General features: G+C 62.0%; 23 protein-coding genes. 12 read left to right on the top strand and 11 right to left on the bottom strand.

The window, feature by feature from the left end:
* Window positions 1-92 precede the first annotated feature (92 nt).
* From yidC to HME9302_RS10020, 3 genes are all read left to right on the top strand, one after another.
* A complete protein-coding gene (gene yidC, locus HME9302_RS10030; RefSeq protein ID WP_115366896.1) occupies window positions 93-1862 on the top strand; it encodes a membrane protein insertase YidC in 1770 nt (589 codons plus the stop codon).
* Window positions 1859-2509 carry a ribosome biogenesis GTP-binding protein YihA/YsxC gene (yihA, locus tag HME9302_RS10025; RefSeq protein WP_115366895.1) on the top strand — a complete coding sequence of 217 codons (651 nt, stop codon included), beginning with the start codon at window positions 1859-1861 and terminating at the stop codon, window positions 2507-2509. Before yidC ends, yihA begins: the two co-directional genes overlap by 4 nt.
* Window positions 2510-2655: 146 nt before the next feature.
* The gene (locus HME9302_RS10020; protein WP_115366894.1) at window positions 2656-4245 is read left to right on the top strand and encodes an AbgT family transporter; all 1590 of its coding nucleotides are present in this window, start codon (window positions 2656-2658) and stop codon (window positions 4243-4245) included.
* A 4-nt stretch (window positions 4246-4249) separates the two neighbouring features.
* On the opposite strand, the gene HME9302_RS10015 is transcribed toward HME9302_RS10020, so the two are convergent.
* Window positions 4250-4927 (bottom strand): nitroreductase, encoded by a 678-nt coding sequence (locus tag HME9302_RS10015; RefSeq protein ID WP_115366893.1) that lies wholly within the window; start codon window positions 4925-4927, stop codon window positions 4250-4252.
* Between the two features lie 203 nt (window positions 4928-5130).
* Here HME9302_RS10015 and HME9302_RS10010 point away from each other — a divergent pair, with 203 nt between their 5' ends.
* The 3 genes from HME9302_RS10010 to HME9302_RS10000 all read left to right on the top strand — a co-directional run bounded on the left by HME9302_RS10010 (window position 5131) and on the right by HME9302_RS10000 (window position 8270).
* Entirely contained in the window at window positions 5131-5799 is a 669-nt protein-coding gene (locus tag HME9302_RS10010; protein WP_115366892.1) for a glutathione S-transferase family protein, read from the top strand.
* Window positions 5777-6958, top strand: a complete 1182-nt coding sequence (gene dapE / locus HME9302_RS10005) for a succinyl-diaminopimelate desuccinylase (protein ID WP_115366891.1) — start codon at window positions 5777-5779, stop codon at window positions 6956-6958. The genes HME9302_RS10010 and dapE overlap by 23 nt, the downstream gene beginning before the upstream one ends.
* Before the next feature lie 76 nt (window positions 6959-7034).
* Window positions 7035-8270 carry a dicarboxylate/amino acid:cation symporter gene (locus HME9302_RS10000; protein ID WP_115366890.1) on the top strand — a complete coding sequence of 412 codons (1236 nt, stop codon included), beginning with the start codon at window positions 7035-7037 and terminating at the stop codon, window positions 8268-8270.
* A gap of 292 nt (window positions 8271-8562) precedes the next feature.
* Here HME9302_RS10000 and nth read toward each other — a convergent pair whose 3' ends face one another.
* Window positions 8563-9213, bottom strand: coding sequence for an endonuclease III (nth, locus tag HME9302_RS09995; protein WP_115366889.1), 651 nt, complete (start codon window positions 9211-9213; stop codon window positions 8563-8565).
* A gap of 10 nt (window positions 9214-9223) precedes the next feature.
* On the bottom strand, window positions 9224-9958 hold the full coding sequence (gene dapB / locus HME9302_RS09990; protein WP_115366888.1) for a 4-hydroxy-tetrahydrodipicolinate reductase: 735 nt from the start codon (window positions 9956-9958) through the stop codon (window positions 9224-9226).
* A 35-nt stretch (window positions 9959-9993) separates the two neighbouring features.
* Between dapB and HME9302_RS09985 the strand changes: the two genes are divergently transcribed.
* Complete coding sequence (locus tag HME9302_RS09985) at window positions 9994-10707, top strand: NAD-dependent deacylase (protein WP_115366887.1); 714 nt, start codon at window positions 9994-9996, stop codon at window positions 10705-10707.
* On the opposite strand, the gene HME9302_RS09980 is transcribed toward HME9302_RS09985, so the two are convergent.
* The 4 genes from HME9302_RS09980 to mutM form a co-directional block, all read right to left on the bottom strand.
* A complete protein-coding gene (locus tag HME9302_RS09980) occupies window positions 10696-11505 on the bottom strand; it encodes a HesA/MoeB/ThiF family protein (RefSeq protein WP_115366886.1) in 810 nt (269 codons plus the stop codon). The two genes, HME9302_RS09985 and HME9302_RS09980, sit on opposite strands and share 12 nt — an antisense overlap.
* Window positions 11506-11887: 382 nt before the next feature.
* On the bottom strand, window positions 11888-13300 hold the full coding sequence (gene dnaA / locus HME9302_RS09975) for a chromosomal replication initiator protein DnaA (RefSeq protein ID WP_115367665.1): 1413 nt from the start codon (window positions 13298-13300) through the stop codon (window positions 11888-11890).
* Window positions 13301-13906: 606 nt separating this feature from the next.
* A complete protein-coding gene (rpsT, locus tag HME9302_RS09970) occupies window positions 13907-14167 on the bottom strand; it encodes a 30S ribosomal protein S20 (RefSeq protein ID WP_115366885.1) in 261 nt (86 codons plus the stop codon).
* A 190-nt stretch (window positions 14168-14357) separates the two neighbouring features.
* A complete protein-coding gene (gene mutM, locus HME9302_RS09965) occupies window positions 14358-15185 on the bottom strand; it encodes a bifunctional DNA-formamidopyrimidine glycosylase/DNA-(apurinic or apyrimidinic site) lyase (RefSeq protein ID WP_115366884.1) in 828 nt (275 codons plus the stop codon).
* Between the two features lie 109 nt (window positions 15186-15294).
* On the opposite strand from mutM, the gene HME9302_RS09960 reads away from it, so the two are divergent.
* Window positions 15295-16032, top strand: a complete 738-nt coding sequence (locus tag HME9302_RS09960; protein WP_115367664.1) for a class I SAM-dependent methyltransferase — start codon at window positions 15295-15297, stop codon at window positions 16030-16032.
* A 4-nt stretch (window positions 16033-16036) separates the two neighbouring features.
* Window positions 16037-17593, top strand: coding sequence for a 2-polyprenylphenol 6-hydroxylase (gene ubiB, locus HME9302_RS09955; RefSeq protein WP_115366883.1), 1557 nt, complete (start codon window positions 16037-16039; stop codon window positions 17591-17593).
* 1 nt (window position 17594) lies between these two features.
* Here the strand turns inward: ubiB and HME9302_RS09950 are convergent, their stop codons facing one another.
* Window positions 17595-17999, bottom strand: a complete 405-nt coding sequence (locus tag HME9302_RS09950) for a DUF4345 family protein (protein WP_115366882.1) — start codon at window positions 17997-17999, stop codon at window positions 17595-17597.
* Window positions 18000-18173: 174 nt separating this feature from the next.
* On the opposite strand from HME9302_RS09950, the gene HME9302_RS09945 reads away from it, so the two are divergent.
* The 3 genes from HME9302_RS09945 (at window position 18174) to HME9302_RS09935 (ending at window position 21041) form a co-directional block, all read left to right on the top strand.
* On the top strand, window positions 18174-19967 hold the full coding sequence (locus HME9302_RS09945; RefSeq protein ID WP_230079959.1) for a bifunctional phosphopantothenoylcysteine decarboxylase/phosphopantothenate synthase: 1794 nt from the start codon (window positions 18174-18176) through the stop codon (window positions 19965-19967).
* The gene (gene dut / locus HME9302_RS09940; RefSeq protein ID WP_181815738.1) at window positions 19960-20430 is read left to right on the top strand and encodes a dUTP diphosphatase; all 471 of its coding nucleotides are present in this window, start codon (window positions 19960-19962) and stop codon (window positions 20428-20430) included. Before HME9302_RS09945 ends, dut begins: the two co-directional genes overlap by 8 nt.
* Before the next feature lie 176 nt (window positions 20431-20606).
* Window positions 20607-21041 (top strand): hypothetical protein, encoded by a 435-nt coding sequence (locus tag HME9302_RS09935; protein WP_147270802.1) that lies wholly within the window; start codon window positions 20607-20609, stop codon window positions 21039-21041.
* A gap of 80 nt (window positions 21042-21121) precedes the next feature.
* On the opposite strand, the gene HME9302_RS09930 is transcribed toward HME9302_RS09935, so the two are convergent.
* The 3 genes from HME9302_RS09930 to murJ all read right to left on the bottom strand — a co-directional run bounded on the left by HME9302_RS09930 (window position 21122) and on the right by murJ (window position 24799).
* Entirely contained in the window at window positions 21122-21865 is a 744-nt protein-coding gene (locus tag HME9302_RS09930) for a DUF4136 domain-containing protein (protein ID WP_230079958.1), read from the bottom strand.
* A gap of 145 nt (window positions 21866-22010) precedes the next feature.
* A complete protein-coding gene (trpS, locus tag HME9302_RS09925) occupies window positions 22011-23147 on the bottom strand; it encodes a tryptophan--tRNA ligase (RefSeq protein WP_115366879.1) in 1137 nt (378 codons plus the stop codon).
* 80 nt (window positions 23148-23227) lie between these two features.
* The gene (gene murJ, locus HME9302_RS09920; protein WP_115366878.1) at window positions 23228-24799 is read right to left on the bottom strand and encodes a murein biosynthesis integral membrane protein MurJ; all 1572 of its coding nucleotides are present in this window, start codon (window positions 24797-24799) and stop codon (window positions 23228-23230) included.
* Between the last annotated feature and the right edge of the window lie 23 nt (window positions 24800-24822).

Here is a 24822-nt window from a genome sequence, read left to right as displayed (position 1 = left end):
CCGTGACATCAGATTTCACCGGGCTCCCATATTGCGGCGCCGTTCCCGCCGGCGCCATGTCGGCGGTGCATTGATCGAGGATCGTCTTCACCTTGGATAACCAGCGCAATCTCCTGCTCGCAGTGGTGCTATGCGGCCTGCTCCTGTTCGGCTGGGAAGCCGGCATGCGGTACGTCTACCCGCAGCCGGACACTCCTGTTACCGCGGCTGGCCGGGTCGACGCACCGACCCAGCGGGCCGAAGGGCGGCTGGCAGACGGCAGCACCCGCGTGAGCGACGATCTGGCCGAAACCATGGTCGATACCGATCTCGATACCGCTCTTGCCAGCTCGGGCCGCATCCGCATCGATGCGGGCGAACTGGCGGGCTCGATCAATCCTGTCGGTGCGCGGATCGACGATATCGTGTTGAAGTCGCACCGCCAGACGGTCGAGAAGGATAGCGGGCCGGTGCGGATGTTCGCCCCGCAAAGCACGCCTGTCCAGCAATTCGCGCAGTTCGGCTGGGTCGGTTCCGGCGCCACACTGCCCGACGCACGCACCGTTTGGGAAACCGATGGCGACGTGCTGACGCCTGCAACGCCGGTCACGCTCAGGTGGGACAATGGTGCGGGCCAACGGTTCCAGATCGAGCTTTCGGTGGACGACCAGTACATGATTTCCGCCCGGCAGACGGTTGTCAACACTGCCGGCGGTCCGGTGGTGGTTACGCCATTTGCATTGGTCAACCGGACCAGCCTGACAGCCAGCGCCAGCACATGGAACGTACATTCCGGCCCCATCGGGATGTTCGGGGACGCCGTCGATTTCGGCTATGATTACGATGATATCGAGGAAATGGGCACGGTCGATGGTGAAGGATCGGCCAAGTGGATCGGCTTTACCGATATTTACTGGATGTCCGCACTTATTCCCGATGCCGGAACGCGCGCGGACGGCACGTTCCGTTCGCTGGGTCAGGATCGCTATCGCGCAGACCTGATCTATGCGCCCGAAACCGTGCAGTCGGGCCGCCAGGTCAGCCGCACGACGCAGCTGTTCGTGGGCGCGAAGGAAAGCGATGTCCTCGATGGGTACGAGGAAGCCGGGGTCGCCAAGTTCGATCTCGCGATCGATTGGGGCTGGTTCCGCTGGTTCGAAAAACCGATCTTCTGGCTCCTGACTTCGCTTGATGAACTGGTTGGCAATTTCGGCCTCGCCATCATCCTGCTGACGGTGCTGATCCGTGCCGCCATGTTCCCCATCGCGCAGAAGGGCTTTGCCAGCATGGCTGCCATGCGCGCGATCCAGCCGAAGATGAAGGCGATCCAGGAACGGCACAAGGAAGACAAGCAGAAACAACAGCAGGAAGTGATGGCGCTGTACAAGAAGGAAGGCGTCAATCCGCTTGCCGGGTGCCTGCCCATGCTGCTGCAGATTCCGGTCTTCTTCGCGCTGTACAAGGTGCTGATCCTGGCGATCGAGATGCGGCACGAACCGTTCATCCTGTGGATCCGCGATCTGTCCGCGCCCGATCCGGCCACCATTCTCAACCTGTTCGGCCTGTTGCCGTTCGATCCGCCCAGCTTCCTGGCCATCGGTGTGTTGGCAGTGCTGCTTGGTGTGACAATGTGGCTCACTTTCCGGCTCAACCCGACTGCGATGGACCCTGTCCAGCAACAGCTGTTCAACATCATGCCATGGGTGCTGATGTTCGTAATGGCACCATTCGCGGCCGGGCTGCTGCTTTACTGGACAACGTCGAACCTCCTGACCTTGGCTCAGCAAAGCTACCTCTACTCGCGTCACCCGCAGCTCAAGCAACAGGCCGCGGAAGATCGCGCGAAGAAGGCAGCGGAAGCCGAAGCGGCGAAAAAGACGTGACGAAGAAAAAGGAAGCGGAGGGATACCGCGAAACCGAGGCGGCCAAACTGTTTTCAGGCCGGGTGGACTTTCTGCTATCCGCACCGCAACTGAAATTCCTGCCCGAACCGACAGTGCCGGAAATCGCGTTTTGCGGGCGCAGCAATGTCGGCAAATCCAGCCTGCTGAACGCACTTACGGGCCGCAAGTCGATCGCGCGCGCTTCGGTAACGCCGGGTCGGACGCAGGAGCTCAATTATTTCGAAGTCGGCGATCCGACCGTGCTGCGGCTGGTCGATATGCCGGGCTACGGTTACGCCAAGGCGCCGCTCGCCGTGGTCGACAAGTGGAAGAAGCTGGTAAAGACCTTCCTGCGTGGGCGGCAGGTGCTGGCCCGCAATCTGGTGCTGGTGGATGCGCGCCACGGTTTCAAGGATGTCGACCGCGACATGATGCAGATGCTCGATGGCGCAGCGGTGGGCTACCGCATCGTGTTGACCAAGGCGGACAAGCTGAAGGCGTCCGAACTCGACAGAGTGATCGCGGCAGTCGAGATTGAAGCCCGCGCGCACCCCGCCGCCTACCCCGCGCTCCATGTCACCAGCGCCGAAACCAAGCATGGCATTCCCGAATTGCGCGCAGCTATTCTGGAAGATGCGAACCTTTAACACCAACAGGCCGTGTTTTCCCGAAATCTACGGCAATAGCCGGGCAATCGCTCGTTCAGTATAGGGCGGTACTCTGATAAGAGAATTCGCGCTGGTCCCTCTTCAGTCGCGGCACGATCGATTTAGCGACGAGGCGGAGAGACAATATGGCCGATGGACCGGAACAGGCGGCCTTGCCCGCACGCAATCGCTTTACGAAGTTTTTGGACGGGGTCGAGTGGCTGGGCAATCTGCTGCCGCATCCGGTCACGCTGTTCGCGGTGTTGGCGCTCAGCATCGTCCTGATTTCGGGTCTGCTGGGCTGGTTGGGTGTGGCCGTGATCGATCCCCGGCCCGCAGGCGCACCTGGCGTGGCTGCGGACGGCATGATCCGCGCGGTAAGTTTGCTCGACGGGGACGGTATTCGCCGGATCTTTACCAATCTGGTCGGCAATTTCACCAGTTTCGCGCCGCTGGGTGTGGTGCTGGTGGCGATGCTGGGTGTTGGCGTGGCGGAAAAATCCGGATTGTTGTCGGCCGCCGTACGCTCGATGGTCCTGTCCGCGCCGCCGCACATGGTAACGGTGGCGATCGTGTTTGCCGGCATCGTTTCGAACACCGCGTCGGAAGTGGGCTATGTCGTCCTGATCCCGCTGGCTGCGGGAATTTTCTACGCGTTGGGGCGGCATCCGTTGGCGGGCATGGCCGCGGCGTTTGCGGGCGTTTCGGGCGGCTATAGCGCAAACCTGCTGATCGGCACGATCGACCCGCTGCTGGCCGGTATCACGCAGGAGGCCGCACGCCTCATCGATCCCGATTATGTCGTGCTGGCAACGGCAAACTGGTATTTCATGGTCGGTTCCACGTTCTTGATTACTGCCATAGGTTCGCTCGTCACCATCTTCATCGTGGAACCGAAGCTGGGAAAATACGACCCTTCCGGGGCAGATCCCACCATTCTCGACGACCGGATGATGGAGGCGATCGCGCCGAAAGAACGCAAGGCGCTGCGCTGGGCGGGCGTGGCGCTGCTGGGCGTGTTGGGGCTGATGGCGCTGACATTGCTTCCCGAATGGGGTGTACTGCGCAATCCCGACACGGGCGACCGGATCGATTCACCCTTCTTCAAGGGATTCGTCGTGTGGATCCTGATTTTCTTCCTCGTAACCGGATATGCATATGGCCGGGTGGCGGGCACGATGAAAACGGACCGCGATGTAATTGACGCGATGGCAGCCGCGCTAGCTTCGCTCGGCCTGTATATCGTGCTAGTGTTTTTCGCCGCGCAATTCGTGGCGTTTTTCGGCTGGACCAATCTCGGCGCGATTACAGCGGTTACCGGGTCGCAGTTCCTGCTGGACACCGGCATGACCGGGCCGCTGGTGTTCTTCTTCTTCATTCTCATCTGCGCGTTGATCAATCTGTCGCTGGGATCCGCATCCGCGCAATGGGCTGTGACTGCGCCGATCTTCGTGCCGATGCTAATGCTGATCGGCTATTCTCCCGAGGTGATCCAGGCGGCTTATCGGATCGGCGATTCCACCACCAATATCATCACCCCCATGATGAGCTATTTCGGGCTGATCCTGGCCTGGGCGACGCGGTATGACAGGAACCTAGGCGTCGGCACGCTGATCGCCATGATGCTGCCCTATACGATATTCTTCCTGCTGTTCTGGTCGCTGTTCTTCATGGGCTGGACGTTCCTGCTGGATATCCCGGTGGGCCCGGGCTCACCGACTTTCTACACGCCGTAAGCGGCTATTCGGCGAAGCCCAGGAACCGGCTGGCTTCGGCAACGTCCTTGCGTTCGGACACCACGGCGTTCGCAGGGAAATTATCGTCCGGCCAGCCAAGGGCGACGGCTTTCATGATGACCTGATCGTCCGGAATGCCGGCGTGTTCGCGCACTACCGGGCTTTGCATAATGCCCTGGCTGTTGATGACGGCACCCAGCCCGCGCGACCATGCGGCGTTTACCAGCATGGTGGTGACCGCGCCGCAATCGAAGATCGGATCGTCCCACCCCTCCAACGTGCGGTCGAAAGTGATGATGATGCATACCGGCGCGTCGAACTGGCGGAAACCGCGCATTACCCAGTCCTGCCGCCGCGCCTTGTCGTCCCGTTCGATACCCATCGCGCCGAACAACTGTTTCGCCACACCGATCTGACGTTCGCGATGTGCGCCTTCGAAACCCGTCCCGCTGCGGAATTCGCGGCTTTCGGGAACGCCGGCCAGCATCTTCTCGGTATTGCCCGCGCGTATCCGGTCCAGCGGTTCGCCGGTCAGCACGGTGAAGTTGTAGGGCTGGGTATTCATGGAGGACGGCGCGCGCATGGCCAGCGCCAGCACTTCCTCGATCAAATCGCGCGGCACCGGGTCCGGCTTGTAACCGCGAATACTGCGGCGGCCCTTGACGACATCATCGAAATGCATGGGGTCGGATTTTGGCAGGTCGGATGGCATGCTGGCTCCCAGGTTTCGTTTTGTGGGTGCGATACAGGAATTACCGTTCGGTGGAAGGCGACAATATGGTGCAATCCGCCTGGATGGCGTTCACACTCGACTTGGCTTTCCTGAACCCCTACGTCCGGTTGGACGCGCGTATGGTGGGCGCGCAATAGTCAGGAAACGCTCAAATGAAGCTGGTTATCGGAAACAAGAACTACTCCAGCTGGTCGCTTCGCGGGTGGCTTGCGGTGAAGCAGTCCGGCCTCGGTTTCGAGGAAATCCTGGTGCCGATGGTGGGCGAGGGCTGGGAACAGCGCAAGCAGGGCGATAACGGTCTGCAGGCTTCCAGTGGACGGGTGCCGATCCTGTGGGATGGCGACGTGATCGTGTGGGACAGCATGGCAATCATGGAGTATCTTTCCGACAAGGTGGGGCGCGATCGGTACTGGCCCAAGGACGACGCGGCGCGAGGCATGGCCCGTTCGATGGTGGCGGAAATGCACAGCGCCTTCGCCGCGCTGCGCCGTGAAATGCCGATGAACATGCGCAAGCGTTTTTCAGGCGTTACCATCACGCCCGATTGCGAGGCGGATATCGTGCGCGTCCTGCAATTATGGGCCGAGGCGCGGGCCCGGCACGGCGCGGGCGGGCCATTCCTGTTCGGCACGTTCGGCGCCGCCGATATCGCCTTCGCCCCGGTGGTCAGCCGCTTCCTGTCTTACGGCGTGGGCGTACCCGGCTTTGCACAAAGCTATATGGAAGCGGTGTGGGAGCATGAATGGATGACCGGCTGGCTGGAAGCTGCCGAGGACGAGCAATGGGTAATCGAACAATATGAAAACGCCGGGACTGCCTGAGGTGACGGACGCCGCTGCCGAACAGGCTGTCGTGGAAAAGGCCGTGCGATTGATGCAGGCGGCCAGTGTGACACCTGCGCGCGGCGAGGTGTTCGATGCTTTCGAAGCCATGCTGACGCCACTGGGCTTCGAATGCCACCGGTTCGTGGCGGGTGCCGAAGATCCTGAAAACGGGCCGGTCGAGAACTGCCTTGCGATCCGGCGCGGACCGGACGGGTCGAAACACTTCGCCTTTGCCGGACATCTCGATGTGGTGCCTCCAGGAGAAGGCTGGTCGAGCAATGCGTTCGAGCCAGAAATCCGCACCGCACCCGGTGGAGACCTGCTGTATGGGCGCGGCGCGGTCGACATGAAGGGTTCGATCGCCTGCATGGTGGAGGCGGTGGCGGACATTCCGCAGGACGCCGGTACCATCAGCTTCATCATTACCGGCGACGAGGAAGGGCCGGCGCTATACGGCACCCGCGCGCTGATCGACCTGATCCGCGAACGCGGCGAAGCGCCGGACCTGTGCCTGGTGGGCGAACCGACCAGTGTGAACCAGCTGGGCGACATGATGAAGATCGGCCGGCGCGGTTCGGTCAATATCTGGCTGGAAGTGGAAGGCGTGCAGGGCCACGTCGCCTACCCGCATCTGGCTGACAACCCACTTCCACGGCTGGTAGCAAAACTGGCCGAGCTGGAAGCGCTGGTGCTGGACGAGGGCACCGACTGGTTCCAGCCATCCAACCTTGAGATTACCGAACTGGAAGTCGGCAATCCGGCACATAATGTCATCCCGGCCAAGGCCACCGCGCGCATTTCGGTGCGCTTCAACGACCTGCATTCCGGGACGAGCATTTCAGAGCGGGTCATTGCCATCGCCGAAAAGCATGGCGGCACCGCGCGGCCGGTAATCTCGGGCGAAAGCTTCCTCACGCCGCCCGGCGAATTTTCGCAGTTGGTGGCGGATGCGGTGGAAGCCGAGACAGGCGTCGTGCCGGAAGCCTCCACCAGCGGCGGCACGTCGGATGCGCGCTTCTTGAAGGATATCTGCCCGGTCATCGAATTCGGGCTGGTCAACGCGACTATGCACAAGCGCGACGAGGCCGTGGCTGTCGCCGACTTGGCCGTGTTGGCGCGCATTTATCGTCGTATCGCAATGGCGGCGCTGAGTTAGCCATCCAGCAGACGCATTCGCTTGCCTCGTAGGATGGCATTGCTAGGCTCGCTCCGAGGATTTGAGGGGACAACACGTGAAAAGCTGGTTCGCCATTCCGCTATGGCAGCGGGTTATTGCCGCGCTGGTGCTGGGCATCGTGGTCGGGCTGGTCTGGGGGCCGGGCGCCGCAAGCATCAAGATCATCGGCGATGTGTTTATCGGCTTCATCAAGATGCTGGTGGTTCCGCTTATCTTCTTCAGCCTGGTGTCGGGCGTCATTGCCATCGGCGACTTGCGAAAGCTCGGCTCCGTCGGTGGGCGGGCGCTGCTGCTGTTCGTAATTACCGGGCAGATCGCGGTGTGGCTGGGGCTGCTGCTGGGTTCGGTGTTCAAGCCTGGCGTGGGCCTCGACCTGTCCGGCATCGAGCGCGGACCGATCCCCGAACCCAAGGACCAAACCTGGCAGGACATGGTGCTCAGCATCATTCCGCAGAACCCGGTCGAAGTCATGGCTGCGGGTAATATCCTACCGCTGATCGTGTTCGCCTTGCTGCTGGGTGTCGGCATCCTGATGGCGGGCAAGGACGGCGATCCTGTTGCGCGTGTGTTCGACAGCGGCAGCATGGTGATGCAGAAAGTCACTGCGGTGGTCATGGAACTGACGCCGTTCGGGGTGTTTGCGCTGATGGCATGGGTGGCCGGAACGCAAGGCGTGGATGCGCTGCTTGCATTGAGCAAGTTGGTTGCGCTGAACTATGTCGGTTGCCTGCTGATGATCGTGCTGATGTATTCCGCCATCGTCAAATTGTTGGCGAAGCTGCCGGTGGTGGATTTTTTCCGCGGGATTACCGACGCGATGGCCGTGGCCTATTCCACCGCATCGTCCAACGCGACACTGCCGGTCACGCTGCGCTGCACCCAGCGCAATCTGGGTGTGGCGCCCGGCACGTCCAGCTTCGTCGTATCATTGGGCGCGACGGTGAATATGGACGGCACCGCCATGTATCTCGGCCTCGCCACCTTGTTCGGCGCGCAGATTTTCGGCGTCGATCTCAGCTGGGCGGATTACGGCATGATCGCACTGCTCGCGACGGCAGGATCGATCGGCGCGGCGGGGATCCCCGGCACGGGCCTCGTCATGATGGCGCTGGTGTTCGGCGCGGTTGGTGTGCCACTGGAAACCATCGCCTTCGTGGCGGGAGTCGACCGGATCATGGACATGATGCGCACCACCACCAATGTCACGAGCGATTCGGCAATTACCGTGGCCGTCGCCAGCATGACCGGCGATATCGACCGCGAGGAAATGATCTCGGCGGATGATGTTTAGGGGGGGTTGTCCGGGCGTTTTTTGTTTAGACCCTCAAGCGCCGGGCGCGGGCCATCCGGCCCGCTTGGCTTTCCTCGCATAAGCTCGGGCGCGCATTCGCGCTTGCCGTTTGCTGGTCGCAAACGGGATCAGCGCCAACCTCGCAATCTTGGACCCGGTGCCAGGTCACGGCAGTCATAGGCCCAAAGGGCCGCCCGCAGCGCGCAGCGCGAGGAAAGCCTAAGGGAGCGGATGCGACCGCCGGCGCTTGAGGCAATACAAACAACCTCGCCGGCGCCTGAAGTTGAAACACCTAACGCCCCTTCGGCACCTCCAGCACTTTCTTCCGAAAACTACACAGATCCACTACCGGGCAGCGCCAGCATTCCGGCGTGCGAGCCTTGCAGACGTAGCGCCCGTGCAGGATCAGCCAATGGTGGGCGTGCAGGCGGAAGGGCTGGGGAACGCGCTTGTCCAGCTTGGCCTCGACCTGTTCGGGCGTCTTGCCCTTGGCAAGGCCAGTGCGGTTGCCAACGCGCAGGATGTGAGTATCGACCGCGAAGGTCTCCTGCCCGAACCAGCAATTGAGCACGACATTAGCCGTCTTGCGCCCTACGCCGGGAAGGCGAACCAGATCCTCGCGCGTGTCAGGTACATCGCCGCCATATTCGTCCACCAACAGCTGGCTTAGCGCGATGACGTTCTTCGCCTTGGAATTGAACAGGCCGATGGTTCGGATATGCGCCTTCAGCCCATCTTCGCCCAGATCGAGCATCTGCTGCGGCGTTTCCACGCGCGCGAACAGCGCCCGTGTGGCCTTGTTCACGCCCACATCGGTCGCCTGCGCCGAAAGCGCTACGGCCACCACCAGCTGGTAGGCATTGCCATATTCCAACTCGGTTTCCGGCGAAGGATTATCCTCCGCCAGGCGGCGGAAGAATTCGAAAATTTGGTCCTTCGTCATCAGTCGCCAGTCACAGCGCAAGCACATCGTTCATGGTGTATCGCCCGGCGTTCTTGCCGATCAGCCATTCGGCCGCGCACACTGCGCCGCGCGCGAAGATGCGCCGGTTTTCGGCCGTATGGGATAGGGTGATGCGTTCTTCCTCGCCCGCCAAAATAACCGAGTGGTCACCAGACACCGTGCCGCCGCGCAGGGCTGCAAAACCGATCGCGCCTTCGGCCCGCGCGCCGGTGTGCCCGTCGCGCCCGCTTTCGGTATGCTCTGCCAGCGACACGCCGCGCGCTTTGGCGGCCGCTTCGCCCAACAGCAACGCAGTACCCGACGGCGCGTCGACTTTCATGCGGTGATGCATTTCTACGATCTCGATATCCCAGTCCGGCCCCAGCGAACTTGCCGCCTGCCGCACCAGATGCGCAAGCAGTGTCACGCCCAGCGACGTGTTGCCGGTTTGCAGGACGGCCACCGCGCGCGTTGCATCGTCGATGGCGGCGTGATGCTTTTCCGTCAGCCCGGTCGTGCCGATGACCAGGGGGATGCCCGCACCAATGGCGGCGTGAAGGTTGGTGGCCAGCGCGCCCGGAGTGCTGAAATCGACCAGTACATCGCTGCGATCGGCGAGCGCTGCCACATCCTCGCCCGCATCCGCGCCGCCCGCCAGCTCATGCTCACCCGTTTCGATGATAGCGGCAATGGCCTGACCCATCCGGCCCTTGCTGCCGATGATGCCGATGCGCGTGGCTGCCATTGATATTCTCTCGCTGTGGTGGTTGATCCGGCATCATGCCAGACATTCGAAAGCTCGTCATCCTAACCGGCGCTGGTATCAGCGCCGAAAGCGGTATCGACACCTTCCGTGCCGAGGGCGGCCTGTGGGAACAGCACCGGGTGGAGGACGTCGCCACGCCTGAAGGCTTCGCGCGCGATCCCGATCTGGTGCTGCGGTTCTACGACATGCGCCGCGCGGCGCTCGCGGGGGTGCAGCCGAATGCGGCGCATCGCGCATTGGCCCAGCTGGAGCGGGAATGGGCCAAACGGGACGGGTGCGATCTGCTGCTCGTCACCCAGAATGTCGACGATCTGCATGAACGCGGCGGCGCAAATGACGTGCTTCATATGCACGGGCAATTGAACAGCGCGCTGTGCAACGCTTGCGAAGCCCGCTCGCCGTGGACGGGCAGCATGGCGGACCGCCCACCCTGTCCGGTCTGCGGGGCCTATGCGCTGCGCCCCGATGTCGTGTGGTTCGGCGAGATGCCCTACGATATGGACACGATCTATGCGTCCATCAGAAGCGCCGACCTGTTCGTATCCATCGGCACGTCGGGCGCGGTCTATCCGGCTGCGGGGTTTGTGCGCGATGCGGCCGAATGCGGCGCAGCGACGCTGGAACTTAATCTCGAACAAAGCGAAGGGTCGGCATGGTTCGATGAAAGCCGGCTCGGCCCGGCAGGCGAGTTGGTACCGGCCTGGGTCGAGGAAGTACTAGCCCTCTAAGCTGCCGCAGGCACGGCAGGCAGGGTCCTTAGGCAAAGTCATGGTCCGCATCGATGGGGCAAGCCCGTCCATCAAATGGAGCTGACCCCAAGGCGCGCCTTTCGCACCGCCATTGGTAGGGCCGCCAAACGCTGCGTGACCCTGCAGGAGGATGCGTATGGCCTGCATGGCGGCAAAGCTTCCCGTCCAGCCGACCATTGCACCAAGTACGCCGTCCTCTGCGCAAGTATCGCAATCCTCGGCATCAAAGGCGTCGCCGACGAAGCAGCGGTAGCAGGGCTGATCTTCGAGATGCCCCGCAAACGCCGCCACCTGTCCCTGAAAGCGTCCGATGGCGGCGGATAACAGAGGGATTCGCTGGGTCACGCAGGCGTCCGACACAGCCAATCGGGTAGCAAAATTATCCGTTCCGTCGATCACCAATTGCGCTGTGCCGATCAGGGCCTCGGCATTGACAGACGTGACACGCTCATCATGCAAGGTGACTTCCAGCGCAGCGTCGAAATTGGCAAGCCAGCGACGAGCGGACACTGCTTTCCCATGGCCAATATCGCGGGCCGCGTAGATAGTCTGGCGCTGGAGGTTGCTGGCTTCCACATCGCCATCGTCAATGAGGGTGAACTGACCTACGCCTGCGCCTGCAAGATATTGCAGCACCGGGCTGCCGATCCCGCCAAGGCCGACGATACAGACATGCGCCTGCGACAAGGCGAACTGCCCCGCACCGCCAATTTCGGGCAGTACGATATGACGCGCATAGCGGTCCAGTCGTTCAGGCGAGGCCGGGCTGTAAGTCACGCCGCGGCCTTAGGGTAAGCCGCAGGCGGGTGGGAAGGTATTGTTTAGCCTCAGGCGGCGGCGTTTTTGTTAGGACCCTTGCGGGTGGGAGTTTTTTTGACCCTGCGGGCGGAACCCATCCGGGTTCCTTGCTTCCTCACATAAGCTCGGGCGGCCGTTCGGCCCCTTCGACAGGCTCAGGACATGCTTGCCGTTTGCTGGTCGCAAACGGAATTAGCGCTATCCTCGCAATCTTGAACCCGGTTCCAGGTCACGGCAGTCATAGGCCCAAAGGGCCGCCCGCAGCGAAGCGAGGATAGCCTAAGGGAGCGAATGCGACCGCCGGCGCTTGAGGCTAAACAAGAAACTCCCACCACCACTTGAGGCAAAACTAAAACACCCCTCAGCTTTCCAGCTGGCGCAGCAGGCTCCGCACATCGCCGTCCATATCGGCATCGCGGGTGCGCAGGTCTTCGATCAGGCGCACGGCATGGATCACGGTGGAATGATCGCGGCCGCCGAACTTGCGGCCGATTTCGGGGTAGCTGCGCGGGGTTAGCTTCTTCGCGAGGTACATCGCCACCTGGCGCGGGCGGACCACAGCGCGGGCGCGGCGCTTGGAACTCATTTCGCTGCGGTCGATGCGATAGAACTGGCAGACGGTGCGCTGGATTTCATCGATCGTGATACGGCGGCGGTTGGCCGACAGAATATCGGTCAACTGGTCTTCCGCCAGCGCCAGAGACACCTCCTGCCCGGTCAGCTGGGCATAGGCGATCAGCTTGTTGAGGCCGCCGATCAGCTCACGGACATTGCGGGTCACAGTGCGGGCGAGGAAATCGATCACGTCGGCAGGCACGGCAAGCGGTGCAAACCGTGTAAGCCGCGCTTCCAGGATCGAACGGCGCAGCTCGATATCGGCTGGCTGGATATCGGCGACAAGACCCATCGAAAGACGGCTGAGCAAGCGCGGCTCCACCCCATCGAGCGCCTGCGGAGCGCGATCGGCAGCAAAGACCAGCCGTTTGCCTTCCGCCAGCAGCGCGTCGATCGTGTAAAGCAGTTCTTCCTGCGCGCTGGCCTTGCCGATGATGAATTGCAGGTCGTCCACCAGCAGCAGGTCGAAACTGCGCAGGCGGGCCTTGAATTCCATTGTCTGGCCGGATTTCAGCGCCTGCACGAATTGCACCATGAACCGTTCGGCGCTGCAGTAGAAGATCCGGGCGCGTGGATGATGCGCCAGATACGCGTGGCCGATGGCGTGCATCAAATGCGTCTTGCCCTGGCCGGTCGCGCCCTTGAGATAGAGCGGAGAGAATTGCGGCGTTTCGTTGGCGGCCATGCGCTGCGCTGCATTGCAGGCAAGTACATTTGCCTCACCCGTGACGAACGCGGCAAAGGTCAACGAAGGATCGAGCCCGACGGGGCCCGACAGTCCATGGGTGTAACCGGTATCGCCGCCCGCAGCCGCGCCGCCAGCCATTCCGCCGCCGCCATCATTGGCAGCCTGCCTGCCGCCAAGTTGCAGTTCGGGCAATTTGCGGCGGCCGGGATGCACAGCGATTCGCACATTGCGCACTTCGCTGCGGGCAATCTTCCAGGCCAGGCTCAGGCGGTCGGCAAAGCGGTCCTGCACCCAGTTGGCGCTGAAATCGGTGGGCAGGAAAAGATCGAGCGTTCCGGTATCCTTGCAAAATCCGCCGACCTGGATCGGTTTGATCCACTGGCTGTGCAACTGGTGGCCGAGATCCTTGCGCAGACCCTGGCTGATATCCGACCAGTCGGCCGCGAGATTAACCGCTTCGATATCTTCCATAGCCCCATCATCCTCAAGTTCGCGCCAGCTTGATCGCCGCGCGGTCCCGCCCTGCCGGGTGTTTGGCAAACGCCTGCCGCGAGTCCCGCATTTCGCGGTTTTAATCACAGCTTCGCCCACGCCGAAAAATGCGGTTTTAACCGCCTCTCAGCTTGCGTTCGAAACACTCGTTTATTCAATTGGAAGGGCGGTAACAGCCCTGTCCGATAAGCAACTTACTGCCTTTAGCGGCGGCCTTGATCAAGGCTCCAATCCGTAAAAAAACTGAAATAAAATTCTTGACCGAAGCAAGCCCGCAGGCTGCCGTTAAACACCCTGTTTACCTTGGGTTTGGACCAATAGCGGCTCCGAGAAACGCGGTCTTACGAGCTGCGAATCGCGGAGCATCCTAGGGTTTGCCCGGATCGCCTGCGCAGCTGCTAAAGTGGAGGCAGGCGATGGGGCATATCGCAGCCCGCCCGCGTTAAGGATGATACAAACGAAAAAGCCGGCGCGTATGCACCGGCTGGATCGATTCGCCAGCATCGCAAAGGATGCCTGGCCTGTTCCGGGGGGATTAAGCGATTCGCGCCTGGACCACCGGAAGGTAGGAAATGAAGCCGGCGCTTACAGCGCAGACACACGCTTCGAAAGGCGCGACATTTTGCGCGAAGCGGTGTTCTTGTGGAACACACCGCGAGCTACGCCCCGAGCCAGTTCTGGCTGCGCAGCGCGCAAGGCGGTCTTGGCATCGTCTGCATTACCGCTTTCGATGGCGGCTTCCACACGCTTCAAAAAGGTGCGGATGCGGCTCATGCGGGCACCGTTCACTTCGGCGCGGCGGTTGTTGCGACGGATGCGCTTCTTGGCTTGCGGCGTATTGGCCATGTATCGTCCTGCTTTGCGGCCCGGATGGTCACGCGTGCGATATTGCAGCGCAGTTCAGACGGGCGAATATGTCATTGGATCGGCGGCAAGCCACCGGAAGGCAGGCCACATAGGCAGTAGGAGCAGCCGCGTCAAGGAATTGCGGGCGGTTTATGGTGCTCTCCCGCCGGTTCAAAACACTAAGGCCTCCTTATCGCTGGCAGCGCGGACAGAACCATGTGCTGCGCCCGCCTTGCACCACGCGCCGGATCACACGGCCATCCGCCGCGCATTCGGCGCGCTGGCAGAGCTCTCCCTCGCGCCCATACACAGCAAACCGTGTAGCGAAATAACCAAGCTGGCCGTCGGGCGCGGCATAGTCTCGCAAGGACGATCCGCCGTCGACGATCGACTGTTCCAGCACTTCGCGAATCGCGGGCACCAACCTTCGCAATGCCGGGCGCGACACCTTGCCGCCTGCCTTGCGGGGATGGATGCCGGCACGGAACAGCGCCTCGCACACATAGATATTGCCAAGACCGGCCACGATCCGCTGATCAAGCAGCAGCAGCTTGATTGCCTGGCTGCGTCCTTCCAGCGCGGCATGAAGGTGCTCCGCCGTCAACGCCTCGCCCAGCGGTTCCGGCCCCATCACGGCAAATGCAGGCCAGTTCATCAGGCGCGGCGTATCGACGAGGTCGACATAACCGAAGCGGCGCGGGTCATTGAGAGCGAAGCGATGGGTGGCCGTCTCGATCACCATATGATCGTGCTTTTCGTCGTCCGCGGGGTCGATCCGCCAGCGCCCGCTCATTCCGAGATGGAAGATGAAAGTCTGGTCGCGGTCGGTGCCGATCAGTCCGTATTTCGCGCGCCGGCCCATGGTCGTTACCCGCGCGCCGGTGAGTGATTGCACCAGACCTTCGGGGAAGGGGAAGCGCAGGTCGGCGCGGTTCAGTTGCACGCGTTCCAGCCGCTCCCCTTCCAGAAAGCGCGCCAGGCCGCGCACGGTGGTCTCGACTTCGGGCAATTCGGGCATGGCGGTGCACCTAACAGCCTTTGCGAGCGGCCGAAATAGCCCTAAGGCCGGGGCCATGCCCGATACCAATTCCACGTCCGGAAGCACTGGCGCTTCACCAGCGGCAAGCATGTCCAGCTCGTTCGGTTATGAAACCGTCGATCCAGCGGACAAAACCCAACGTGTTGGCGACCTGTTTTCCAGCGTCGCTTCCAAATACGACATCATGAACGATGCGATGTCGGGCGGGATGCACCGTTTGTGGAAAGACCGTTTCGTGCGCCGCGTCAAACCGCAACCGGGCGAAGCGACCCTCGACATGGCAGGCGGCACCGGCGACGTGGCGTTCCGCATGGCCGCGCGCGGGGCCGAAGTGACGGTTGCGGATATCAACCAGGATATGCTGGATGTGGGCATCGAACGCGCGATGGCTCGCGGGATTGACGATGCGGAAGGCGGGCTTAGCTGGTCGTGCCAGAACGCGGAAAGCCTCACTTATCCTGCACGCCAATACGATGCCTATACCATCGTTTTCGGCATTCGCAACGTGACCCATATCGACCGCGCGCTGGCAGAGGCGTATCGCGTGCTGAAGCATGGCGGGCGGTTCTTCTGCATGGAGTTTTCCACCACCAGCTGGCCCGGTTTCAAGCAGGCTTACGACGCCTATTCGCACAGGATCATGCCGAAGATCGGCGGGGTTATTGCAGGCGACGAGGATTCCTATCGCTACCTCGCCGAATCGATCCGCCGGTTTCCGAAACCGCCACAGTTCGAGGCGATGATACAAGGCGCGGGCTTCTGCCAGACGAAGGTCGAGCCGATTCTGGGCGGCGCCGTGGCGATCCATTCCGGGTGGAAACTGTAATCCTGTGACGCGGCCTTCCACGCATATTTGGCGGCTTCTGAAATGGGGCCGCACCGCCGCGCGGCATGGCGCGTTGCGCGGGATCGAGCGCGACCCAAACACGCCGCCGCAGGTGAGCCGGATGGTGCGTATCGCGCGCTTCGGCACGTCGCAAAAGGCGCAGCCCGATTACGCCGCCGCATTCCGCGCCATCGGCCCAGCCGCAATCAAGCTGGGGCAATCGCTTGCCACTAGGCCCGATCTGGTCGGGGAGGAGGCGGCCCACAACCTTCTCAGTCTGCAGGACCAGCTACCGCCCGAAGACCCAGGCGCCATTCGCCGCGCCATCGAATCCAGCTTCCAGCGCCCGATCGAGGACCTGTTCAGCGCGTTCGATCCGGAGCCGGTCGGCTCCGCGTCCATCGCGCAGGTTCATCGCGCGACCACCACCGAAGGCCGCGAGGTTGCCGTGAAGGTGCAGCGCCCCGGCATCCGCGAACAGCTCGCCCGCGATATCGCCACCTATGAATGGGCCGCAGCCCATGTCGAGGCGCTGGGCGGGGAGGCATCGCGGCTGCGCCCGGCGCTGACCATTGCCAATTTCAAACGCTGGACCAACCGCGAACTCGATCTGCGGCGCGAGGCGGCATCAGCCAGCGAGCTGGGCGAGGCGATGGCGCATTTTCCCGGCTACGAAGTGCCTGCGATCGACTGGGACCGCACCAATGGCCGGGTGATGACGATCGACTGGGTGGACGGTATCAAGATATCGGACCGTGCCGCCTTGCTGGACGCGGGACACGATCTGCCCGAACTTGCCAACCGGCTGGTGCTGGCCTTCCTTACCCAAGCCATTAGCGCGGGGTTCTTCCACGCTGACATGCATCAAGGGAACCTGTTCGTGAAAGCGGACGGCACGATTGCGGCGATCGATTTCGGCATTATGGGCCGGATCGACCGGCAGGCACGGCAATGGCTGGCGGAAATCCTGTATGGCCTGACTACCGGCAATTACAAACGCGTCGCGGAAATCCATTTCGAAGCGCAATATGTGCCCAGCTATCATTCGGTAGAGGAATTCGCGACTGCCCTGCGCGCTGTCGGCGAACCGATGCGCGGCAAGCCTGTCAGCGAGCTTTCGGTGGGCCAGATGCTGGACGGGTTGTTCGCCATCACCCGCGATTTCGACATGCAGACCCAGCCGCATCTGCTGCTGCTGCAAAAAACGATGGTGATGGTCGAAGGTATCGCGACCCAGCTCGACCCCGATATCAATATGTGGGACGTCAGCGCGCCTTACGTCCGCAGTTGGATCCGGGACGAGCTGGGCCCGGAAGCAATGATTGCGGAACGCCTGCGCGAAGATGGTGAAACGCTGCTGCGCCTGCCGCAGCTGATTCGGCGGATCGAGGAGCGCTTCCCGGCCAAGGGCGGCGCGCCCGAACAGCCGCCCGTACCGGAGATCGAGCTGATTTGGGAACGCCGTACCAGAGAGGCGCGGCGCTGGCCTGCGCTGGTGCTGGCAGCCGTTCTGGGTGGCGGCGCGGTAGCCACTGCCACCGCGCTTGGCTGGCTGTTTTAACCTAGACGCCCAGCGATTGCAGTCCGCTGCGCTTCACCGGCAGCATTTTCGCGCCCAACAGGCTGAGCAGCACGAACAGCGCCTCCAGCAGCATTGGCAACCAGAACCCCTCATACGTCCCGTCGGCAAAGGCGCTGACCATGCGGCCCAGGAAAGCGATGGACAGCAACATCGCGGACACCACCAGCGCTCCGCCACTGCGCTGCCATGCTCCCCAAAGCATCGCACCGCCCGCAACCACGAAGAACGCGGTCATATCGGCACGAAGCACGGCCAGACTGCGCGTATCGCCGACTGCGGCGCCCAGGCTGTCAGCTGCGGTTTCAGGAGTGACGAGGAAGCCGATCCCCTGCATCACCATTATCATTCCGGCCACGAACAGCGCGGCACGCAGAAGCAAAATCATTGAATATTCCCCTGAAGCATGCGCGTCGCATACTATCGTTGCCGCAAGAGTTAAGGCGCATTTACCATGTTTCGCCAGTTTTAAATTTACTATCCTGTGTACCGCCGCCGTCCGGATAGCAGCGATGCATGGGGGCTGGCCTGATGGCCGATGCACGGTTACGCAATGAATGTAATGACAGACGATTTCGAGGGAGCGCATGACGCGCGCATGACGGGGCCTAAGATCCTGCTGGTGATTGGCGGCGGTATCGCCGCTTACAAGTCTTGCGAGCTGGTGCGAATGATCCGCCGCGCCGGGGGTTCGGTAACATGCGTGCTGACCGAGGGCGGGCGCGAGTTCGTCACCCCGATGTCGCTCGCCGCGCTTTCGGGCAAGCCGGTCTATACCACCCTGTGGGACCTCAAGGACGAGGCCGAGATGGGCCATATCGAATTGAGCCGGGAAGCCGACCTGATCGTGGTCTGCCCCGCCACCGCCAACATGATGGCCAAGATGGCGGCCGGCATCGCTGATGATCTCGCTTCGACGCTGGTCCTCGCGACGAACAAGCCGGTTATGGCCGTGCCCGCAATGAACGTGCGGATGTGGGAGCATAAGGCCACGCAGCGCAACGTCGAATGGCTGCGGCAGGCGGGCGTCCACGTGATGCAACCCGATGACGGCGAAATGGCGTGCGGCGAATTCGGCCCCGGCCGGTTGCCCGAACCGGACAATGTCTGGCGCGAAATTGCCGGTCTGCTGGAAATCGATGCGGGTACGGTTGGTACTCCGCAAGGCAATGCAAGCCTGATGCAAGCCATCGAGGCCGAGCCCGAGGCACATGAAGTCGAAACGGGCGAGGGCCAGGCCGAGAACGAAGAAAAGGTCGGCGGGTTCGGCGGAATGCTCTCATCGCTGATCGGACGCACCACGCCGCGCCGCTCTGCCGAAGAGATCGAGGCTGAACTCGAACAGGAAGATTTTGCCGAATCGGGCGAACCTGCCGAATGGGCGGAAGAAGCTGAGACGCTCGATAATGGCGAGACCATTGCCAACGAAGATGTCCCTGCCGAACCGGCCATTGCAAAATCCGCCGATAGTGCCACTGACACTGCCGTCTCGGCAGGACCTCTGCTGGCACAGAAGGGCGCAGGGCGTGCCGCTCCCCCTACCGATGCCGAGGCAATCAACCATACGGTGCATACAGGCGCAGGCGATGCGGCGCCCGAACCGTTTGCCGAAGAAGCGGTAGATGAAAGTCCCGAGAGCGACCCGCTATGGGGCCAGCCCGATTTCGATACCGATCCGGAGCACCGCCTGCTCTATGGCCGCCACGTGCTGGTCACGGCCGGGCCCACGCACGAGCCAATCGATCCGGTGCGCTATATCGCCAACCGCTCCAGCGGGAAGCAGGGCTTTTCCATTGCCGCCGCCGCCGCCCATGCCGGCGCGCGAGTGACGCTGGTGGCCGGGCCTGTTAATCTGACCACGCCGCGCGGAGTTGACCGGGTCGACGTGGAATCGGCGCGCGAAATGGCCGATGCCGTGCGCGGCGCGCTTCCTGCCGATATCGCGGTGATGGTGGCTGCCGTGGCGGACTGGCGCACGCGCGACTATGCGGACCAGAAGATGAAGAAACGCGGCAGCGCACCTCCTGCGCTGATGCTGGAAGAAAACCCTGATATCCTCGCTAATGTCGCATCCGGCGGCCAGCGCCCCAAGCTGCTGGTAGGCTTCGCCGCCGAAACGCAGAATGTGGTCGACAACGCCCGTACCAAGCGCAAGCGCAAGGGTGCCGACTGGATCGTGGCGAACGATGTTTCGGATGGCGTGATGGGCGGCGATGAGAACCGCGTCCATATCGTGACGGAAGCGGGCACGGATGCATTCGACACCATGCCCAAGCTGGAAGTGGCGCGCGCGCTGGTCGACAAGATGGCGCGCAAACTGGATGAGATCGATCCGCGCGGCGATGCCGATGCCTGACAAGTTTGCCGCTGCGGTTTCGGTGCAGATCAGACGCCTGCCGCATGGCGAGGGCTTGGATTTGCCGCATTACGCCAGCCATGGCGCGGCGGGTATGGATGTGGTGTCGGCAGAGGACGTCACGATTGCGCCCGGCGCGCGCCATGCGGTGGCAACAGGACTGGCCGTGGCCATTCCGCACGGTTTCGAAATTCAAGTCCGCCCGCGCAGCGGCCTTGCGCTGAAGCACGGCATCAGCGTGCCCAATGCCCCCGGTACCGTGGATTCCGATTATCGCGGCGAATTGAAGGCGATCCTGATTAATCACGGCGACACACCGTTCCCGATCAAGCGCGGCGACCGCGTGGCGCAGATCGTGCTGGCACCGGTAGTGCAGGCTTTGTGGGACGAAGTGGATACGCTGGGCGAGACTGAGCGCGGCAGCGGCGGCTTCGGTTCGACCGGCGGTCACGGCAAGCTTTAAACTGGACACTTCAAGTCGGCTAATGATCAGACTTTCATGCATTGATGCATGTTGTGGGGTTTTGGCAACATTCTACGACCGCAAATCGATAGGCATCGCGATATTTTTGTAGTCGATGCAGATGGCCGCCTTTATATTACGTATCGGGATATCCCCGCCTGCAAAAAGGTCATGCCATGCGATCAATACTGACCGTAGCTTTACTTTCCCTCGCCACGATCGCCAGCGCGCAGACACCTGAGTTGGGCTTCTGCGAACGTCTGGCGCCGCAATTGGACATGAAGCAAAAGGGTGACCGCGACAAAAGCGGCATTGCCACGTATGAAGTGAACACGCTGGGCGGGGTAAAGACGTTCTTTCTCGGCGGTTCAACTACCGTATCGTTCACAACCGAACCGGTGACGGATGACGATACCGATGTTACGCTGGACGATTATCTCCGCGTTCGCAAAACCTGTGAACAGACGGAGCGGGGCGTAGTCTGCAACGTTGCCGAACCGCTGCTGCTAACCATCCAGGTCAAGGATCAGAAGGCCGAGGTCGAAGCGAAACCTGGCGAGCGAGCCACAGTCGCCATGCACAAAATGCGGATTAGTTGCCGCAACGTTTAGGGGGACTTGACAGCAACCTGACAGCAAAAAGGCGGACCATGCGGCCCGCCTTTCGCGATTTTTCGTAGTGTTACAGCAGTCTAGCGACGGCGGCGCTGGACGACCTGTTCCTCGGGCTTGATCGATATTCGCACCGTTTCACCGGAATTGCCGGGGAAGTCAGTGAACATCGCGTCCACCAGATTGGGCACCAGATATTGCAGCCGGTTGGACGTCGATACCGCTTCCGCCTTGCCTTCGAACAGACGTTCGCCGGTAGCCTTGTCGTCGATCTTCATGTCCACGCCGCTGGTATATACGGTGTAGCTGCGAATATCGGGGCCACCGAACCATGGATCGTAGAAGCCATAGCCCCAGTTCGCGCCGTAGCCCAGCCGGCTGCGATAGCCGAACGGGCGGTGATAGCGCAGGCGGCTGCGATAGCCGAACGAACGGTAGCCGTAACCATGCCACGGATCGAAGAACGGATCGCGCAGGCCGGTTGAACGGATCCGTTCGCGCCCTGAGCTGATCCCGTAATCGAAGCGCACCAGCAATGTCGCATCATCGGGCGAAGCGGCCTGACTATAGCCGAGGCGCGCCATTTCGGCTTCCACGACGTCGGCATAGCGGGAGAATTCCAGCCCGCCAGCCAGTGCTGGATCGTCAGCCACCACAGCGAAAGTCTGACCCTGCGGCGCGGGCAACATGCTCGGGCTCTGGAAGCGCGAGACATCCGCCTTGAATGGCGTGGCGCAAGCAGCCAGTCCAGCCAGCATCAGCGGTGCCGCTGCGAGTTTGAAACCGCGCGAAAGGGCGGCTTTCCTGATTATAACTTTCGTCATGTGCGTACCCCTGGTTAGCTATCGATGCCACAGCGGCCCATCGATCGAGGAGGGCGCAAGCTGTCATCCATATCCTTTTCCTACAAGGGGAGATGTGAACTCGGTTTGAATAATCGACTAAATAAATATCAGCATTGCCGACAAATCAGTCGGTTACCACACGCACCAGACCGAGTGCTTCATAGGCCGAGGACAAAGTTGGCCGCGCCAGTTCGCGCGCATGGGCTGCACCGCGTGCCAGAATCGCGTCCAGTTCTTCGCGATCTTTCAGCAATGCAGCGAACCGTCCGGTAATCGGTGCCAGGGTTTCTACCAGCACTTCGCCCAATGCAGGCTTGAACTGGCCGAAGCCCCGTCCGGCAAATTCAGCCAGCACGTCGGCAGGCATCGTGTTCGTCATGGCCGCATAGATCGTCACCAGATTAAGCGCTTCAGCCCGACCGTCGAGCCCATCGAGTTCGGACGGAAGCGGCTCCGCATCGGTCTTTGCCTTCTTCACCTTTTTCATGATCATATCGGCATCATCATTGAGGTTGATGCGGCTCATTTCGGACGGGTCGGACTTGCTCATCTTGGCTGTTCCGTCGCGCAGCGACATGATGCGCGCAGCCTGCGGCGGGATGATCGGTTCGGGAAACGTGAAAATGGTGCCGCCTTTGCCGTCGTCGTCGCTTGCGCCCCCGAAGTCGTTGTTGAACTTCTGCGCGATGTCGCGGGCCAGTTCCAGATGCTGCTTCTGGTCTTCGCCAACCGGCACATGGGTTGCCTGGTACAGCAGTACGTCGGCCGCCTGCAGCACGGGATAGGTGAACAGCGCGATGGAGGCCCCCTCGCGGTGCTTGCCGGCCTTGTCCTTGAACTGCGTCATACGGTTGAGCCAGCCCATCCGCGCGGTGCCCGACAGCAGCCATTGCAGCTCGGCATGGGCCGGAACCTGTGCCTGGTTGAACAGGATGGAACGCGCCGGGTCGATCCCGCACGCGACCAGCGCGGCAGCCATTTCCAGCGTGCCACGCCGCAGCTCCGCAGGATCGTGCGGCAGCGACAATGCGTGAAGGTCGGCAAGGAAGAACAGACACTGATTCTGCGCTGCGCTACCGCCCTCGACTGCTTCAATGCGGTTCGCCTCAGCCATCTCGTCCTGCATTCGCACCCAGTTGCGGATCGCCCCAAGATAATTGCCAAGGTGGAGATTGCCGGTCGGCTGGATACCCGAAACGATGCGCCGTGAAGTTTGGGGCGCCGTCTTGAGTGGGGTTTCGGTTTGCGTGTCTGCGCGCATCGGGAATATGTCCTGCTGGTGGAGGGCCGGAGGGGGTGCGTTGGGTGGCGGGGTCTGTCAGCTGGAGCGGTGGGCGCCGGTCAACCCTGCCTTCGCATCAGCCGCTGGATGGTCGATTTGTCGACCACACGCAAGGCCAACGCGCAAATCGCGAACACCGCGAGACCAGCCGACACGATGGCGGCGATACCGCCCGCTTTCTGCGCCACGTTACCCGTAAACCAGGGATCGACCAGCGGCATCAGCAGCCAGAGTGCAACCCCCATGACCAGCGCGGCGATCGTTATGCGCGCCAACCGTCCAGCAATACGCGGCGGCAGGCGGAACAGGTCGCGCCGGGCGAGCAGGAAATACAGCAGCGCCACATTGCACCATGCGCCCACTGAGCCTGCGACGGCCAATCCCAGCACGCCGATCTGCGGCACCAGCACGACATTGAGCGCGATCGTCACCGCCAGCGAAGCCGCGGCGGTGTAAACCGGCGTGCGCGTATCTTTCCGCGCGAAGAAATTGGGGGTCAGCACCTTCACGAGCACATAGGCGGGCAAGCCGATAACCAGTCCGGACACCACTGTGCCGGTAATCATCGCATCCTCCACCGTGAACTCGCCCGCAGCGAAGAACACGCGGGTGAATGCGCTGCCGGTTACGAACAGGGCGACGGCAGCCGGCACCGTCAGCAACATGGCAAGCTCCACCGCGTTGGATTGCAGGCGCTGCGCCTCCTCCCCTTCGCCGCGCCCGATATAGCGGCTGAGAGCGGGCAGGATCGCGGTGCCGAGCGCTATGCCGATTATGCCGAGCGGCAACTGGTTCCAGCGGTCCGCCATGGCGAGGTAGGTGTAGCTGCCGACCGGCAGCGTAGACAGGAAGAACATGTCGATGAAGCGGCTGATCTGATAGACCCCGGCGCCGAATATGGCCGGGACGACCAATATGCCCAGCTCCTTTACTCCGCCGGTGATTCGGGGCGCGATAAGGCCGATACGGAAACCCGCTCGCCGCATCCAGATCATCAACCAGACAAGCTGCAACAGCCCCGACAGCGACAGCGCAATTGCCATCCAGAACGCGGCTTCGCGGCGGGCGTCCACTCCGCCATCGAGGGTTACGCCGTAAACCAGCGCCATAATCAGGCAGATGTTGAGAAGGATGGGTGCCGCAGCGGCGGCGGCGAAGCGCGAGAGCGAATTGAGCACCGCAGCGAACAGCGTGGCGAGGCTCATGAACAAAAGGTAGGGGAAAGTGATGCGCGCCATCATGGTCGCGATAGCCAGGCTGTCGCCGTCTTCCGCCAATCCTTCAGGCGCGAAATAGGCCACCACCCACGGCATCACGATCAACGCGATGCCGCCAAATACGATCAGGATCGGCAGCAATACCGCCAGCACGTTTTCCGCGAATTCACGCGCTTCACTGGTGTCGCCATCCTCCTTCATGCGCCGGTTGAACAGCGGCACGAAGGCGGATGCGAAGGCCCCTTCGGCAAACAGGCGGCGGAAGATATTGGGCAGCATGAAAGCCAGCTGCCAGGCATCCCCCATCGCCGTCGCGCCCAGCACGCGCGCCACCAGCATATCGCGCACGAAGCCGAACAGCCGGCTGACCATCGTCAGCCCGCCGATCGTACCGACATTTTTCAGCAGGCTCATACCATCATGCGCCCGGCGCTTTC

Source organism: Alteripontixanthobacter maritimus (assembly GCF_003340475.1).
GTDB classification, from domain to species: Bacteria; Pseudomonadota; Alphaproteobacteria; order Sphingomonadales; family Sphingomonadaceae; genus Alteripontixanthobacter; species Alteripontixanthobacter maritimus.
This window is presented reverse-complemented; position numbering and strand designations above follow the sequence as displayed.